17 protein-coding genes are annotated in these 13,857 nt (G+C 72.0%); 8 read left to right on the forward strand and 9 right to left on the reverse strand.

Annotated features, from left to right (window positions below; all coding sequences use genetic code 11):
- Positions 1–4: 4 nt before the first annotated feature.
- On the forward strand, positions 5–715 hold the full coding sequence (locus tag ABT403_RS08550) for a helix-turn-helix transcriptional regulator (protein WP_344164225.1): 711 nt from the start codon (positions 5–7) through the stop codon (positions 713–715).
- On the opposite strand, the gene ABT403_RS08555 is transcribed toward ABT403_RS08550, so the two are convergent.
- Entirely contained in the window at positions 702–857 is a 156-nt protein-coding gene (locus ABT403_RS08555; protein ID WP_344164228.1) for a hypothetical protein, read from the reverse strand. The two genes, ABT403_RS08550 and ABT403_RS08555, sit on opposite strands and share 14 nt — an antisense overlap.
- Before the next feature lie 227 nt (positions 858–1,084).
- Between ABT403_RS08555 and ABT403_RS08560 the strand changes: the two genes are divergently transcribed.
- Positions 1,085–1,654: a DUF4291 domain-containing protein gene (locus ABT403_RS08560; RefSeq protein WP_344164231.1), complete on the forward strand. Its 570-nt coding sequence runs from the start codon at positions 1,085–1,087 to the stop codon at positions 1,652–1,654.
- Positions 1,655–1,663: 9 nt separating this feature from the next.
- On the opposite strand, the gene ABT403_RS08565 is transcribed toward ABT403_RS08560, so the two are convergent.
- Positions 1,664–2,080 carry a VOC family protein gene (locus tag ABT403_RS08565; RefSeq protein ID WP_344164233.1) on the reverse strand — a complete coding sequence of 139 codons (417 nt, stop codon included), beginning with the start codon at positions 2,078–2,080 and terminating at the stop codon, positions 1,664–1,666.
- 10 nt (positions 2,081–2,090) lie between these two features.
- Entirely contained in the window at positions 2,091–2,510 is a 420-nt protein-coding gene (locus ABT403_RS08570) for a helix-turn-helix transcriptional regulator (RefSeq protein WP_344164236.1), read from the reverse strand.
- Positions 2,511–2,578: 68 nt separating this feature from the next.
- Here ABT403_RS08570 and ABT403_RS08575 point away from each other — a divergent pair, with 68 nt between their 5' ends.
- Positions 2,579–2,881 carry a putative quinol monooxygenase gene (locus ABT403_RS08575; protein ID WP_344164239.1) on the forward strand — a complete coding sequence of 101 codons (303 nt, stop codon included), beginning with the start codon at positions 2,579–2,581 and terminating at the stop codon, positions 2,879–2,881.
- Positions 2,882–2,907: 26 nt separating this feature from the next.
- On the opposite strand, the gene ABT403_RS08580 is transcribed toward ABT403_RS08575, so the two are convergent.
- Positions 2,908–3,453, reverse strand: coding sequence for a TetR/AcrR family transcriptional regulator (locus ABT403_RS08580; protein ID WP_344164242.1), 546 nt, complete (start codon positions 3,451–3,453; stop codon positions 2,908–2,910).
- A 98-nt stretch (positions 3,454–3,551) separates the two neighbouring features.
- Between ABT403_RS08580 and ABT403_RS08585 the strand changes: the two genes are divergently transcribed.
- The gene (locus tag ABT403_RS08585) at positions 3,552–3,962 is read left to right on the forward strand and encodes a nuclear transport factor 2 family protein (protein WP_344164245.1); all 411 of its coding nucleotides are present in this window, start codon (positions 3,552–3,554) and stop codon (positions 3,960–3,962) included.
- Here ABT403_RS08585 and ABT403_RS08590 read toward each other — a convergent pair.
- A complete protein-coding gene (locus ABT403_RS08590; RefSeq protein WP_344164248.1) occupies positions 3,956–5,422 on the reverse strand; it encodes an RICIN domain-containing protein in 1,467 nt (488 codons plus the stop codon). The genes ABT403_RS08585 and ABT403_RS08590 overlap by 7 nt on opposite strands.
- 248 nt (positions 5,423–5,670) lie before the next feature.
- The gene (locus ABT403_RS08595; RefSeq protein ID WP_344164251.1) at positions 5,671–6,699 is read right to left on the reverse strand and encodes a helix-turn-helix transcriptional regulator; all 1,029 of its coding nucleotides are present in this window, start codon (positions 6,697–6,699) and stop codon (positions 5,671–5,673) included.
- 181 nt (positions 6,700–6,880) lie between these two features.
- Here ABT403_RS08595 and ABT403_RS08600 point away from each other — a divergent pair, with 181 nt between their 5' ends.
- The 3 genes from ABT403_RS08600 to qcrB all read left to right on the forward strand — a co-directional run bounded on the left by ABT403_RS08600 (position 6,881) and on the right by qcrB (position 9,205).
- The gene (locus ABT403_RS08600; protein ID WP_344164254.1) at positions 6,881–7,186 is read left to right on the forward strand and encodes a hypothetical protein; all 306 of its coding nucleotides are present in this window, start codon (positions 6,881–6,883) and stop codon (positions 7,184–7,186) included.
- Positions 7,186–7,449: a response regulator transcription factor gene (locus tag ABT403_RS08605; protein ID WP_344164257.1), complete on the forward strand. Its 264-nt coding sequence runs from the start codon at positions 7,186–7,188 to the stop codon at positions 7,447–7,449. Before ABT403_RS08600 ends, ABT403_RS08605 begins: the two co-directional genes overlap by 1 nt.
- A 115-nt stretch (positions 7,450–7,564) precedes the next feature.
- On the forward strand, positions 7,565–9,205 hold the full coding sequence (gene qcrB / locus ABT403_RS08610; RefSeq protein ID WP_344164260.1) for a cytochrome bc1 complex cytochrome b subunit: 1,641 nt from the start codon (positions 7,565–7,567) through the stop codon (positions 9,203–9,205).
- 2 nt (positions 9,206–9,207) lie between these two features.
- On the opposite strand, the gene ctaF is transcribed toward qcrB, so the two are convergent.
- From ctaF to ABT403_RS08625, 3 genes are all read right to left on the reverse strand, one after another.
- Positions 9,208–9,597: an aa3-type cytochrome oxidase subunit IV gene (gene ctaF, locus ABT403_RS08615; protein ID WP_344164263.1), complete on the reverse strand. Its 390-nt coding sequence runs from the start codon at positions 9,595–9,597 to the stop codon at positions 9,208–9,210.
- Positions 9,587–11,245 carry an aa3-type cytochrome oxidase subunit I gene (gene ctaD / locus ABT403_RS08620; RefSeq protein WP_344164266.1) on the reverse strand — a complete coding sequence of 553 codons (1,659 nt, stop codon included), beginning with the start codon at positions 11,243–11,245 and terminating at the stop codon, positions 9,587–9,589. The genes ctaF and ctaD overlap by 11 nt, the downstream gene beginning before the upstream one ends.
- A 172-nt stretch (positions 11,246–11,417) precedes the next feature.
- Positions 11,418–12,011 (reverse strand): TetR/AcrR family transcriptional regulator, encoded by a 594-nt coding sequence (locus tag ABT403_RS08625; protein ID WP_344164269.1) that lies wholly within the window; start codon positions 12,009–12,011, stop codon positions 11,418–11,420.
- Between the two features lie 128 nt (positions 12,012–12,139).
- On the opposite strand from ABT403_RS08625, the gene ABT403_RS08630 reads away from it, so the two are divergent.
- Positions 12,140–13,723 (forward strand): MDR family MFS transporter, encoded by a 1,584-nt coding sequence (locus ABT403_RS08630; protein WP_344164272.1) that lies wholly within the window; start codon positions 12,140–12,142, stop codon positions 13,721–13,723.
- Positions 13,724–13,857: the final 134 nt, after the last annotated feature.

Genomic DNA, 13,857 nt, shown 5'->3' on the forward strand with positions numbered 1-13,857 from the left:
GCCCATGGACCGTACGACCAGGCTCTACGCCCTCGTGGAGGAGTTGCGTGCGTCGGCGCCGAGGCCGCGCACGGTCGCGGCGCTCGCCGCACGGTTCGAGGTCAGTACGCGGACGGTGCAGCGCGACCTCCAGGCCCTGATGGAGTCCGGCGTCCCCGTACGCACCACCCCCGGCCGGGGCGGCGGCTGGACGGTCGACCCGGCCATGACCCTGCCCCCGGTCCACTTCACCGCCGACGAGGCCGCGGCCCTGGCCGCCGCCCTCGCCGCCGCCGGGACCCCCTACGCGGGGGCGGCCCGGACGGCGTACCAGAAGCTGATCGCCTCGATGACGGGTCCCGCCGCGGCGGCCGCCGAGGGGCTGGCCGTGCGGATCGTCGCCCTGCCGTCCCGGACGGAGCGGGCGGTCCGCGACGCGGTGGAGCGGGCCCTCGCCGACGGCACGGTGCTGCGGCTCGCGTACGCCGACGCGTCCGGCCGCGTGAGCGAGCGCGCCGTGGAACCGGCCGGCCTGCTCACGGCCGAGGGCCACTGGTACCTGATCGGCTGGTGCCGCACGCGCCGGGCCGGCCGCGGCTTCCGCCTGGACCGGATCACGGACGCCACCCCGACCGGCGAGCCGGCGCCGCCCCACGACCTGTCCGCCCTCCTGCGCGGCTCGGCGGCCGCCGGCGCGTCCCGCCCCGCCGCGCTGTCCCCGCTCACCGGTCCGTGAGGACGGTCACCGACTGCCCTCCCGGCGGGGCGGCGGCGTGCGCGTGCGCGGTCGGCAGGAGCCAGGAGGCGAGGAGCGCGGTCAGGAGCGCGGTCCACCACGCGATGCGGCCGCGCGGGGTGGAGGGAGCGGGCTGGCGCATCGGGTCTTCTTCCGGGAGAAGCGGATGATGCGACAAGCTAGCGAAACGAGAACTCCCGGCCGGGCATGTCGGCCCGGGACGGGGTGTGTCGTCAGCCGTCCGGGCCGAGGAGGCGGCCGTACGTCGTGGAGGCGGCCGTACGTAGACGAGGCGGCCGCACGCGGACCACGTCGGCCACGCTGAAACCCGGTCGCGGTACCGGCGGGCCGGATCCGATACTCCGGGCCATGGCAACCGCACCCCAGTTCCAGGTCCGGGCGGACTACGACGCCCACGGCATCACCGTCTACCAGGCCTACCCCGCCGCCATCGCCGACGCGGCCCTGCGCGCGGGCCGGTTCGTCGCGCCGTTCTCGTTCGGGCGGATGACGTGGATCAAGCCGTCCTTCCTCTGGCTGATGCACCGCAGCAACTGGGCCCGCAAGCCCGGCCAGGAGCGGATCCTCGCCGTGCGGATCACCCGGGCGGGGTGGGAGGAGGCCCTGGCGCGGGCCGTGCTCACCACCTCCGGCCCGGACGCCCTCGCCGGAGCGGCGGTGCACGTCCAGTGGGACCCCGAGCGCTCCGCACGCGGGGCCGCGCTGAACCACTACAGCATCCAGGTCGGCATCGGCCGCGACCTCATCCGCACCTTCGCCGACGAGTGGACCACCGGCATCACCGACCTCACCCCGCGGGTCCTCAAGGCGGCCGCCCTCATCCAGGGCGGGCAGGCCGCCAGGGCGCGGCGGCTGCTGCCGCCCGAGCGGGTCTACCCGCTGCCCGCCGCCCTGGAGGACCGGCTCGGCCGCTGCTGACGTCCGGGGTCAGGCCTTGCGGGGCTGGTTGAAGCGCAGCATGTTCCCCGCCGGGTCGCGGAAGGCGCAGTCGCGGACCCCGTACGGCTGGTCCATCGGCTCCTGGAGCACGTCGGCGCCCGCCGCGCGGATCCGCTCGAACGTGCCGTCGACGTCGTCGGTGGTGAAGATGACCCCGCGCAGCATGCCCTTCGCCATCAGCTCCGCGACCGCCTGGCGGTCGGCGGGGGTGGCGTTCGGGTCGGCGAGCGGGGGCTCCAGGACGATCTCCACGTCCGGCTGCGCGGGCGACCCGACGGTCACCCAGCGCATGTTCTCGTACCCGACGTCGTTGCGGACCTCAAGGCCGAGGACGTCCCGGTAGAAGGGGATGGCCTTGTCGTGGTCGTCGACGGCGATGAAGCACTGCGAAAGCTTGATTCCCATGGCTCAGACGCTACGCGCGGCCGTCGGATTTGGCTTCTCCGTTCCTGACCGGACGCGTGTGGATCTTCACGATGCAGGCGGGGATGGCGGCGCTGTCGCCGTGGTCGCGGGCCCGGTAGGCGCTCGGGCTCTCGCCGACCAGCTCGGTGAAGCGGGAGCTGAACGAGCCGAGCGAGGTACAGCCGACCTCGAAGCAGACCTCCGTCACCGACAGGTCGCCGCGCCGCAGCAGGGCCTTGGCCCGTTCGATGCGGCGGGTCATGAGGTAGCCGTACGGGGTCTCGCCGTAGGCGGCGCGGAAGCTGCGCTGGAAGTGGCCGACCGACATCAGGGCGATGCGCGCCAGGGCGGGCACGTCCAGCGGCTCGGCGTAGTCGCGGTCCATCGCGTCACGGGCCCGGCGCAGCCGGACGAGGTCTTCCAGGTTCACGCGGTCCACCATCTCACAGGGCGAAATCGGGCTGCCGGAGCCGATCTTGGAGGCATAGGCTGCGCCGCATGTCGCAGTCGGTGAAGCTCGTCGTCCTGATCGCCACCCTGCCCGGCCGGGGCCGGGAACAGGAGGAGGCGTACGCGCGCCTCGCGCCGCTGGTCCGGGCGGAGGACGGGTGCCTGCGCTACGACCTCCACGCGGTGGCGGGCGACCCCGACCGCTTCGTCCTGATCGAGGAGTGGACGTCGAAGGAGGCGCTGGCCGCCCACGACGCCACACCCCACATGATCGAGGCCGACGCCGCCGGCCCCGCCTTCCGCGCGGGCCCGGCGCAGGTCCTGGAGCTGTCGGCGGCCCCGCTGGCCTGAGCCGGGCGCCCCGGCCGTACGGACGCTCACGCGCGCGGGTGTGCGGCGGCCTCCAGGAGCCGCTGCGCCGCCGTGCGGGCGTGGAGGGCCGGGGCCGGGCCGGGGTCCAGGGCGGCCACCACCGTCGCGCCCTCGGCCAGGATCAGGAGCTGTTCCGCGAGCTCCGGGGTGGGGGCGAGGTCCGCCAGGAGGGCCCGGAGCTCCGCCTTGTGGCGGCGTACGACGTCCAGGACGGCGGCGGGGCCGGTGCCCAGTTCCCCGTACGCGTTGAGGAAGGCGCAGCCGCGGAAGTCCGGCTCCGAGAACCAGGCCGCCAGCCAGTCGAAGACCGCCGGCACGGGCTCCGGTGCCGCGGCCACCGCCTCCCGCAGGCCGCCGATCCAGCGGCGGTCGCGGCGCTCCAGGTAGGCGGCGACCAGGGCGTCCTTCGCGGGGAACAGCCGGTAGAGCCGCTTGAGCGGCACGCCCGACTCCGCGCGGATCCGGTCCATGCCGACGGCCTGCACGCCCTCGGCGTAGAACAGCGCCTCCGCCGCGTCGAGGAGGCGGGTGCGGGCTTCTTCGTCGTCCATGGCGTGAAGGGTAATCCAGATCCGCTTGCTTTGAGAACGCTCGTTCTCTACGTTGAGAACGAGCGTTCTCCGTGTCGTGCGAGTGAGAGGAACTTTCCATGCTGGTCCCCCCGTTCACTGAAGAGACCGCACGCGCCAAGGTGCAGGCCGCCGAGGACGCGTGGAACACCCGCGACCCCGAGCGGATCGCCCTCGCCTACAGCGAGGACTCCGTCTGGCGCAACCGCGACCGCTTCCTCACCGGCCGCGCCGAGATCCGCGCCTTCCTCGCCGAGAAGTGGCGGCGGGAGCTGGACTACCGCCTCCGCAAGGAGCTCTGGGCCTACACCGGCAACCGCATCTCGGTCCGCTTCGAGTACGAGTGGCACGACGCGGACGGCCAGTGGTGGCGCAGCCACGGCAACGAGCAGTGGGAGTTCGACGACGACGGCCTGATGCGCCGCCGCGAGGCCAGCATCAACGACGTCCCGATCGAGGAGTCGCAGCGCCGGCTCCGGTCGGATCAGTAGAGGTAGGTGCCCCAGCGCTGCTCGGCGCGGCCGTTGCACGGCTCGATGGTGAGCTGGTTGCCGTGGCCGTTGTCGGTCAGGCAGTCGTTGCGCTTGTTGGCCGAGTAGATCTCGTACCAGCCGTCTCCCTTGCCGACGAAGATCCACTTGCTGTTGTCGGTGGCGTCGTAGTGGTAGAGCTGGGTGGTCCGGTTGTCGGTGCCGGACAGGTTCAGCACCTGGCCGTCCTTGACGCGGTTGGTGAACGCGTACGTCCCGACTCCGTCGGCGGTCTTCTCCTTGGGGTCCAGGCGCCAGCCCTGGGAGGGCTCGTTGGGGCTGTGCTGCGCCCAGGTCTGGACCCGGTTGCCGTCGGCCGTGCCGCCGCCGGCGTCGTCGATGGCCCGCCCGGACCCCTGGTTGACGATCGTGATCCACGAGCCGTCGGGGTGGTTGCCCCGGCTGCCGTTGTTGTTGGCCCCGTGGGACCCGAGGTCAGGGTTGACGGTCTGCGGCCAGCCGTTCGGGGTGATGGCCCACAGGACGGAGTTGTCGGACCGGTGGAGCACGAGGTTGCCGTCGTCCTGGAGCTGGACCCACGCGTTCGGGTTGTTCGGGGTGCCGGTGGACCAGAGCGGGATGTTGTTGGCGGTGGAGAGCACCAGATTGCCGTCCCACTGCATGGTCAGGTGGTCGCCCCGGCCGACCGTGCCGCTCGCGTGGAGGACCCGGCCGCCGTCGCCGTACTCCACGAGGTTGCCGTCGTCCTGCATGATGAGGGTGTTGCCGTTGCCGGAGACGAGCCGCTGGCCCTTCGACAGGGTCTGGCCGGCGGCGAGCATGGAGTTCCCGCCCATGTGTTCGGAATTCCTGCGGTCGAACTTGAGGTGGGTCGTCCTGGAACCCATGATGTCAGGCCCGACGCCCGTCGCGTTGGCGTGGATGCCGCCGTTCGACGAGCTGTAGGCCGAGTACTTCGTCCCGTCGTCCCAGAGCATGGTCCCCCCGAAGTCGGCGGTTCCCTCGTCGAAGATGAAGACGCCGTAGGAGTACTCCTTGATGGAACCCGTGCGGAAGAGGGGGGTGTTGTTCACTCCCGGGCCGCCCCGGAGCCTGCCGGTGTTGATGTTCACGGCACCGAAGTCCTGCTTCATGTAGACGACGACGATGTTGTACTTGTAGTTGGTGTCCTGGTCGACCTCGTCCAGCATCGCGTTGACGAAGGACGTGTACTGGGCGGACTCCTTGAATGACGCGAAGACGCGGTCAATGCCGGAGATGACCGTTCCGATGACATCCCCGGCCGCCGCAGCACGAGCCGTGCCCGTCGGCGCGGTCCGCAGTTTGCCGACGGTGCCGATCCCGGCCCCCGCCGTCCCCGGTGCCGGGTCCGCCAGGGCGGAGGGGGCGGAGGCCACCACCGCTGCCGCGAGGGCTGTCGCGATGACGGCGGTTCGGAATCCGGTCCTCGTCCTCTTCATGGGTCTTCCTCTTCTCTTTCGCTTCTTCGGTTCCCGAGGGCCAGCGGCAGGACCCGGGACCGGCCAGGGCTCCGTCCGAGGTGGACGGGGTGGTCGGGCTGACGGGCACCATCCTGTGCCGCGTCCGGGCGCCGGGGAATCCGCGACAAACCGGCCCCGGGGCGGCGGTCCGGCGCCTCAGGTCCCGGATTCACGCCTCATCGGCGCACGCTCCCGACGGCGGGCCGCCGAGCCGCCGGGCCGGCGCTTCAGCCCTCGCCCTCGCCGTCGCTGAGCAGTCCCGCCCGGGACGCGGCCGCGCCCGCCTGGAAGCGGCTGTCGGCGCCGAGGCGGTCCATGATGTCGGCGATGTGGCGCCGGGCCGTGCGCAGGGACATGCCCAGGCGGCGGGCGATGGCCTCGTCCTTCAGGCCGGTGCCGAGCATCCGCAGGATGGTCCGGTCGATCTCGCGGGCGACCTGCTCCAGGCCCTGGCTGGCGGCGTCCGCGAACACGGCGGCCTGCTCCCAGGACTGCTCGAACAGCTCGCACAGGAAGGCGACGGTGTGCGGCTCGCGGATCACCACCGCTCCCCAACTGCCGTCGCTCAGGGGAAGGAAGGCGGTCTCCCGGTCGTACACGACGAGCCGGCCGAACAGCTCGTGCGCCGTACGGTGCTCGGCCCCCAGGGCGGAGGCGGCCGCGACGTAGGCCTGGGTGGGGGCGTGGAAGCGGGAGGTGTGCGGGTGCAGGACCCGCAGCCGGACGCCCCGCTCCAGCAGGGGCCGGTCGCGCTCCAGCGTGTCGCGCAGGGTGTCGGGGGTGCGGAAGCCGCCGGCGGGCTGGCAGGTGAAGACCTCGCCGCGGCAGGCCGCGGCGGCCCGGGTCATCAGGGTGCGCACCGTCTGCATCCCGGAGACGACCTCCAGCGCACCGCCCGCCGCCTGGACCCCGTGCTGGTAGGCGGAGGTGAACTGCTGGAGCTGACGGCGCATGCGGAAGAGCTCGTACTGGCGGGAGCGGATCTCCTCCTCCACCGGGGCCGCCAGCTGGGCGGCCGCGACCTCGGGGGCCACGGCGTAACCGGTGCCGGGTTCCTCCGGGTCGGGGTGTACGAGCCGGGCCGCGACCAGCCGTTCCAGCGAGGCCGCCGTGTCCGCCGGGTCCAGCCCGAGGTCCTCGGCCACGGCCGAGGCGTCGAGGCGGCGGTGCTCGGCCAGCCACTGGTAGACCGCCCGATCCGTCTCCTCGAAGACCGTCAGCCCCGATATCCGCCCGGGAATGCGTTCTTCGTCCACTTCGTCCCCCGCTCCTCTTACTGTCACGTAACTTTAGTGAGGGGCGGAACGCATGGTCCCGGGGTTCGGCGCCGGTGATGCTGGACGTGTCCCCGGGCGCCGGACGTTCCCCCCGGCGCCCGGGGACTCCCGTCGATCCGACGACCGACGCGACCGACCCGACTGACCAACGGAGTCCCTCGTGAAGCCGAAGCGCCTCGCCCTCACCGCCCTGACCGCCGCCCTGTTCGCCCTGGCCGTCCCGGCCACGGCCCATGCGGGCACCACCCCGCCCGCCGACCCGAGCGGGGGCGGGACGGGCGGGGGTACGACGACGAGCTGCCGCTGGATCTCCGCGGAGGAGCTGCGGCAGCGGTACACCCCGGAGGCCATCGCCCTCCTCCAGGCGGCCGGCAGCCTGAAGGACGGTCAGCTGCTGAGCTGCAACGGAGGCGGGACCGGCAACGGCTGGGGGCCGCTGCCCCCGCGCGACGACCGGACCGTCTGATGGGCCGCCCCACCGGCGCCCGCGGGCCGGCCGTGACCGCCCTCCCCGGACCCGACCCCGGACCCCCGCCCGTCTTCACGGCCCGCGAGCGGGAACTCCTGGGCCACCTCGCACAGGGGGCCACCGACCGGGCCATCGCCCACCGCATGGCGCTCAGCCCCCACACCGTCGACACCTACCTGCGCCGCCTGCGCCACAAGACCGGCACCAGCAACCGCATCCAGCTCGCCATCGTCGCGCACACCGCCCTGCACTCCGCGTGAGGGACGGGCCGCGCGGGCCCGTACCCCGATGGCCCTCGTGTCTGTTCCGTCCCGCCCTGACCCGGTTCGGTAGCGTGGTCCGGCGTACGCGCCCGACGACAGGAGGGGCACGCCGGTGGCGGGTTCCACGCGCAGGACACGGGCGGTGGTGCGCGGTGCCGAGGCCCTGGACGCGCGGCTGCCGCTGGCCGAGACCGCCCGGGGCGGGGTGCGCAAGGTCTTCCCCGACCACTGGTCGTTCCTGCTCGGCGAGCTCGCCCTGTACAGCTTCGTCGTCCTGCTGCTGACCGGCGTGTACCTGTCCTTCTTCTTCGACCCCTCCATGCGCGAGAGCGTCTACGCCGGGTCGTACGGGCCGCTGCGCGGCGTGCGCATGTCGCAGGCCTACCTCTCCACCCTCCGCATCAGCTTCGACGTCCGCGGGGGCCTGCTGATCCGGCAGATCCACCACTGGGCGGCGATCGTCTTCCTCGCCGCCATCGGCGCGCACCTGCTGCGCGTCTTCCTCACCGGAGCCTTCCGCCGCCCCCGCGAGCTCAACTGGACCATCGGCGTCACCCTGTTCGTGCTGGCGACGCTGGAGGGCTTCGCCGGCTACTCCCTCCCCGACGACCTGCTGTCCGGCACCGGGCTGCGCATCGCCCAGGGGGTGCTGACCTCGGTCCCGGTGGCCGGCACCTATCTGGCCTTCCTCGCCTTCGGCGGGGAGTTCCCGGGCACCGACATCGTCTCCCGCCTCTACCCCGTGCACATCCTGCTCGTCCCCGGGCTGCTGCTGGGCCTGATCACCGTGCACCTGCTGCTGGTCGTCCACCTCAAGCACACCCACTGGCCGGGGCCCGGCCGCACCGGCCGCAACGTCGTCGGCCTGCCCTTCTTCCCCCAGTACCTGGCCAAGTCCGGCGGACTCCTCCTCCTCGTCTTCGGCCTGCTCGCCGCCCTCGCCGCCGTCGCGCAGATCAACCCGGTGTGGGTGTACGGCCCCTACCGCCCCGACCTGGTCTCCACCGGCTCCCAGCCCGACTGGTACATCGGCTTCCTGGAGGGCTCGCTGCGGCTGATGCCCGGCACCGAGACCCGGCTGTGGGGGCACACCGTGACGTGGAACCCCTTCGTGGCGGCGGTCCTGCTCCCCGGCGCGCTGTTCACCGCCCTGTACGCCTACCCCTTCTTCGAACGCTGGATCACCGGCGACCACGGCGAGCGGCACCTGTGCGACCGCCCCCGCGACCGGCCCGTCCGTACGGGCCTCGGCGCGGCGGCCGTCTCCTGGTACGCCGTGCTGCTGCTGGCCGGGGCCCAGGACATCCTCGCGTTCATCTCCGCCGTGCCCCTGCCGGAGCTGACCCGCGCCCTGCGCGTCGCGTTCTTCGCCGTGCCGGCCGTGGTGTTCTGGCTGACCCGGCGGCTGTGCCTGGCCCTGCGGGACCGGGAACGGGAGCTGCTGACCGGCGGCGAGGAGACGGGCCTGGTGCGCCAGGGGGTCGAGGGCGGTTTCCACCCCGAGCACCGGGCCCTGCCGGCCGGCGAGCGGTACGTGATGCTCGTGGGGGAGCAGCCCCGGCCGCTGGAGGACGACCGCGACCCGACCCGCTCCCTGCCGCGCCGGCTGCTCGCGCGGGCCCGGGCGGCCATCAGCTCCTGGTACTACCGCGACCGCGTCCCGTACCCGGTGACACCCGAGCAGCGGCGGGAGATCGACGGGGTGACGGCGGGCCCGGACCGGCCGGAGGCGGCCGCGCCGAAGTCCCCGTAGAGCTACTCGGGGTGGCCGAGGTTCTGGAAGGCGAAGCCGAGGAGCCCCGGGGCCAGCACCCCGAAGCCGATCAGCAACAGCCACAGCCCCTGCACCACGCCCAGCGCCGTCAGCGCGGCTCCGGCGGCGGTCAGGACGGGGTAGTAGCTGCGGTCGGGGAAGAAGATCCGCCGGCCGGAGGCGTCCACCGCCTCGGCGTCCCCCCGGTCCTCCGGCCGCTCCCCGCCCCGCCGGTGCTGGCGCCACAGGAAGGCGGCGACCAGGGCGGACATGACGAAGGACACGCACAGCGCGGAGCTGCCCGCCGGATCGGTGGAGAGCAGGCGGTAGACGGCGGTCGTCGCCCCGAAGAACAGGGCCGTGCCGGTGAACAGCCAGGCCTCAGCCTTCACGGGCCACCTCCGGGTGGTGCAGGTCGAAGGCCGGGGACTCCGAGCGGATCCGCGGCACGGCGTGGAAGTTGTGGCGCGGCGGCGGGCAGCTCGTCGCCCACTCCAGTGAGCGGCCCCAGCCCCAGGGGTCGTCGACCGTCACCCGCTCGCCCCCGCGCGCGGTCTTCCAGACGTTGTAGAGGAACGGCAGCGTGGACACCCCCAGCAGGAAGGCGCCGATCGAGGACAGGGTGTTGAGGAGGGTGAACCCGTCGGACGCCAGGTAGTCGGCGTACCGGCGCGGCATGCCCTGCTCGCCCAGCCAGTGCTGGACCAGGAAGGTCAGCTGGAAGCCGGGGAACAGCGTCCAGAAGTGCAGCCTGCCCAGCCGCTCGTCCAGCATCCTGCCGGTCAGCTTGGGCCACCAGAAGTAGAGGCCGCCGAAGGTGGCGAAGACGATCGTGCCGAAAAGGACGTAGTGCAGGTGGGCGACGACGAAGTAGCTGTCGGTCAGGTGGAAGTCCAGCGGCGGCGAGGCGACCAGCACCCCGGTGAGACCGCCCAGCAGGAAGGTGACGAGGAAGCCGATCGACCACAGCATCGGCGTCTCGAAGGAGAGCGAGCCGTTCCACATCGTGCCGATCCAGTTGAAGAACTTCACCCCCGTCGGTACGGCGATCAGGAAGGACAGGAGGGAGAAGAACGGCAGCAGGACGGCGCCCGTCGCGAACATGTGGTGCGCCCACACGGTCGCGGACAGGCCGGTGATGGCGATGGTCGCCCCGATCAGGGACACGTAGCCGAACATGGGCTTGCGGCTGAAGACGGGCAGGATCTCGCTGACCACGCCGAAGAACGGCAGGGCCACGATGTAGACCTCCGGATGCCCGAAGAACCAGAACAGGTGCTGCCACAGCAGCGCGCCCCCGTTCGCCGCGTCGAAGACGTGCGCGCCGAACTTGCGGTCCGCCTCCAGGGCCAGCAGGGCGGCCGTGAACACCGGGAACGCCAGCAGCGCCAGGATGGACGTGAACAGCACGTTCCAGGTGAAGATCGGCATCCGGAACAGGGTCATGCCCGGCGCGCGCAGGCAGATGATCGTGGTGATGAAGTTGACCGCGCCGAGGATGGTGCTCAGTCCCGCCACGGCCAGCCCCATCGCCCACAGGTCGGGGCCGGTGCCGGGGGAGTAGACGGCGCCGTTGAGCGGCGCGTACGCGAACCAGCCGAAGGCCGCCGCCCCGTCGGCGGTCAGGAACCCCGAGACCACCATCAGGCCGCCGAAGAGGTACACCCAGTAGGTGAAGGCGTTCATCCGGGGGAAGGCGACGTCCGGGGCGCCGATCTGGAGCGGCATCAGCGCGTTGGCGAAGCCGGTGAACGTCGGCGTCGCGAACAGCAGCATCATGATCGTGGCGTGGACGGTGAACAGCTCGTCGTACTGCTGGTTCGAGACGATCTGGAGCCCCGGGCGGGCCAGCTCGGCCCGCATCACCAGCGCCAGCACCCCCGCGAAGAGGAAGAAGCAGAAGGCCGTCACCAGGTAGAGGTTGCCGATCACCTTGTGGTCGGTGGTCGACAGCCAGCGCAGCACCGCCGAGCCCTGCCGCACCCGCCGCCCGGTCCGCGCCGCGACCTCCGGTGGGGGTGAGGGGTCCAGCGCCGTCATCGGGTCCTCCGGGGAGCCTCGCAGCCTCACGGCCCCGCGGCCTCGGAGCCCCGCCGCCGGGCGTGTACCCCCTTCGACTACCGGCCCGCGGGCCCGCCGCCCGCCCGACGCGCCGGTGCCCGCCCGGCCCCGGCCCGCGTATCGCCCACCCGGGGGAGCGGGGCCCGTCCGGCTACTCCCCGCCGTGGGCGCGGGTGATGAGGTCCGTCGCGACCTCCAGGGCCGCCAGCCGGGTCGCCTCCGGGTCGGCCTCGTCCACGTGCTGGAGGAACATCATCCCCGCGTGCAGGGTGAACAGGGCGCTCACGCAGCGCACCTGGTCCGCCAGCGGCCCGTCCTCCGTGCGCAGCAGCTCGACGAGGGTGAAGATCCGCTGCTTGACGGTCTCCCCGATGCTCAGCTCCCGCATCGTCGCCTGGTTCTCGTGCATGAAGCGGTACAGCTGGGTGCCGGCGACCATCGCCTCGCTGTAGCGGCGCAGCATCTCGCGCTTGGTCTCCAGCGTCCTCGGCTGCTCCCGCGCCCATTCGATCAGCTCGTCGATGGGCCGCGTGCGGTCCTCGAAGACGCTGATGATGATGTCTTCCTTGGTCTTGAAGTGGTAGTACAGCGCCGCCTTCGTGACCTCCAGCCGCTCCGCGATCTCGCGGAGCGAGGTCTTCTCGTACCCCTGCTCGGCGAAGAGCTCCAGCGCGACGTCCTGGATGCGCTGGCGCGTGTTCCCGCGCTTGGCCTGCGGTCCGGTGCCGCTGGAGCTGCTGGACATGTGTCTCCCCACGAACTTACTTGACGCCCGGCTAGTGACGGGTCTACCTTCCCCAGTGTAGTGAACTAGCCGGGCGGCAAGTAAGTGTCCGCGCAGGGAATGAAGAATCGGTGTCACGGGGAGTGGACATGAGCGACGCAGTCAAGCAGGCCGGGAGCGTCGAGGAGGTGAAGCCGCGCAGCGTTCGCGTCGTCCTCATGGCGCTCATGATCGCCATGCTGCTCGCCATGCTCGACAACATGATCATCGGCACCGCGATGCCGACCATCGTCGGCGAGCTCGGCGGCCTCGAACACCTCTCGTGGGTGGTCACCGCCTACACCCTGGCCACCGCCGCCTCCACCCCGATCTGGGGCAAGGTCGGCGACATGTACGGCCGCAAGGGCTCCTTCCTCACCTCGATCGTCATCTTCCTCATCGGCTCCGCGCTCAGCGGCATGGCCCAGGACATGGGCCAGCTCATCGGTTTCCGGGCCATCCAGGGCCTGGGCGCCGGCGGTCTGATGGTCGGCGTCATGGCGATCATCGGCGACCTGATCCCGCCCCGTGAGCGCGGCAAGTACCAGGGCATGATGGCCGGCGTGATGGCCCTCGCCATGATCGGCGGCCCGCTGGTCGGCGGCACCATCACCGACCACATGGGCTGGCGCTGGTCCTTCTACATCAACCTCCCCCTCGGCGCCGTCGCCCTCGCGATGGTCAGCGCCGTGCTGCACCTGCCCAAGAAGAAGGCCCAAGGCAAGATCGACTACCTGGGCGCGGCCCTGCTGACCGTGGCCATCACCTCCACCGTCCTCGTGACGACCTGGGGCGGCACCGAGTACGCCTGGGGCTCCGGGGAGATCATCGGCCTGATCGTGGCCGGCGTCCTCGCCATCGCCGCCTTCCTCTGGGCCGAGACCAAGGCCGCCGAGCCGGTCATGCCGCTGCACATCTTCCGCAGCCGCAACTTCACCCTGATGTCCGTCATCGGCTTCCTCGTCGGCTTCGCGATGTTCGGCGGCGTGCTCTACCTCCCGCTCTTCCAGCAGGCGGTCCAGGGCGCCTCCGCCACCAACTCCGGCCTGCTGCTCCTGCCGATGCTGCTCTCGATGATGGTCGTCTCGCTCGTCGTCGGCCGCATCACCACCAGCAGCGGCAAGTACAAGCTGTTCCCGATCGTCGGCGGCGCCCTCATGGTCGTCGGGCTCTTCCTGCTCGCCACCATGGACACCGGCACCTCGCGCCTGGTCTCCGGCGTGTACATGGCCGTCCTCGGCGCCGGCCTCGGCTTCCTGATGCAGATCACCATGCTGGTGGCGCAGAACAGCGTCGAGATGAAGGACATGGGCGTCGCCTCCTCCTCGGCCACCCTCTTCCGCACCCTCGGCGGCTCCTTCGGCGTGGCCCTGATGGGCTCCCTGTTCACCTCCCGGGTCACGGACACCATGTCCGAGCGCCTCGGCCCGCAGGCCGCCCACGCCGCCGGCTCCGCCCAGCTCGACGCGGCCAGCCTGGCCAAGCTGCCCGAGGCCGTCCGCGACGCCTACCAGCACGCGGTGGCCGCCGGTACGCACTCCGCGTTCCTGCTCGGCGCGGCGATCGCCGTCCTCGGCTTCGCGCTGGCCTGGTTCGTCAAGGAGGTCCCGCTGCGGGGCGCGGGTCCGGCCCAGGCCGGCGGGGCGGACGCCAAGGCCGCCGCCACCTCCCCGGCGGACTCGTTCGCCCACTGACGAGCGCGGCCCGAGAGGCGGGTGGGGCCCGGGAGTTCCCGGGCCCCACCCGCCTTTTCGCGTGGCTCCGGTGGCCCCGGGGGCGCCCGTGCCGACTGTGACTAAAAAGGACTAAAGTCCTCATTACCTGGAAT

It is taken from the genome of Streptomyces sp. NPDC000075 (genome assembly GCF_040301925.1).
Taxonomy (GTDB): domain Bacteria; phylum Actinomycetota; class Actinomycetes; order Streptomycetales; family Streptomycetaceae; genus Streptomyces; species Streptomyces polychromogenes.

Excerpts from the sequence above, each read along its gene's own strand:
- ABT403_RS08550 (WP_344164225.1), top strand. The coding sequence starts at position 5 with ATGGACCGTACGACCAGGCTCTACGCCCTCGTGGAGGAGTTGCGTGCG.
- ABT403_RS08555 (WP_344164228.1), bottom strand. The coding sequence starts at position 857 with ATGCGCCAGCCCGCTCCCTCCACCCCGCGCGGCCGCATCGCGTGGTGG.
- ABT403_RS08560 (WP_344164231.1), top strand. The coding sequence starts at position 1,085 with ATGGCAACCGCACCCCAGTTCCAGGTCCGGGCGGACTACGACGCCCAC.
- ABT403_RS08565 (WP_344164233.1), bottom strand. The coding sequence starts at position 2,080 with ATGGGAATCAAGCTTTCGCAGTGCTTCATCGCCGTCGACGACCACGAC.
- ABT403_RS08575 (WP_344164239.1), top strand. The coding sequence starts at position 2,579 with ATGTCGCAGTCGGTGAAGCTCGTCGTCCTGATCGCCACCCTGCCCGGC.
- ABT403_RS08580 (WP_344164242.1), bottom strand. The coding sequence starts at position 3,453 with ATGGACGACGAAGAAGCCCGCACCCGCCTCCTCGACGCGGCGGAGGCG.
- ABT403_RS08585 (WP_344164245.1), top strand. The coding sequence starts at position 3,552 with ATGCTGGTCCCCCCGTTCACTGAAGAGACCGCACGCGCCAAGGTGCAG.
- ABT403_RS08590 (WP_344164248.1), bottom strand. The coding sequence starts at position 5,422 with ATGAAGAGGACGAGGACCGGATTCCGAACCGCCGTCATCGCGACAGCC.
- ABT403_RS08605 (WP_344164257.1), top strand. The coding sequence starts at position 7,186 with ATGGGCCGCCCCACCGGCGCCCGCGGGCCGGCCGTGACCGCCCTCCCC.
- ctaD (WP_344164266.1), bottom strand. The coding sequence starts at position 11,245 with ATGACGGCGCTGGACCCCTCACCCCCACCGGAGGTCGCGGCGCGGACC.
- ABT403_RS08625 (WP_344164269.1), bottom strand. The coding sequence starts at position 12,011 with ATGTCCAGCAGCTCCAGCGGCACCGGACCGCAGGCCAAGCGCGGGAAC.
- ABT403_RS08630 (WP_344164272.1), top strand. The coding sequence starts at position 12,140 with ATGAGCGACGCAGTCAAGCAGGCCGGGAGCGTCGAGGAGGTGAAGCCG.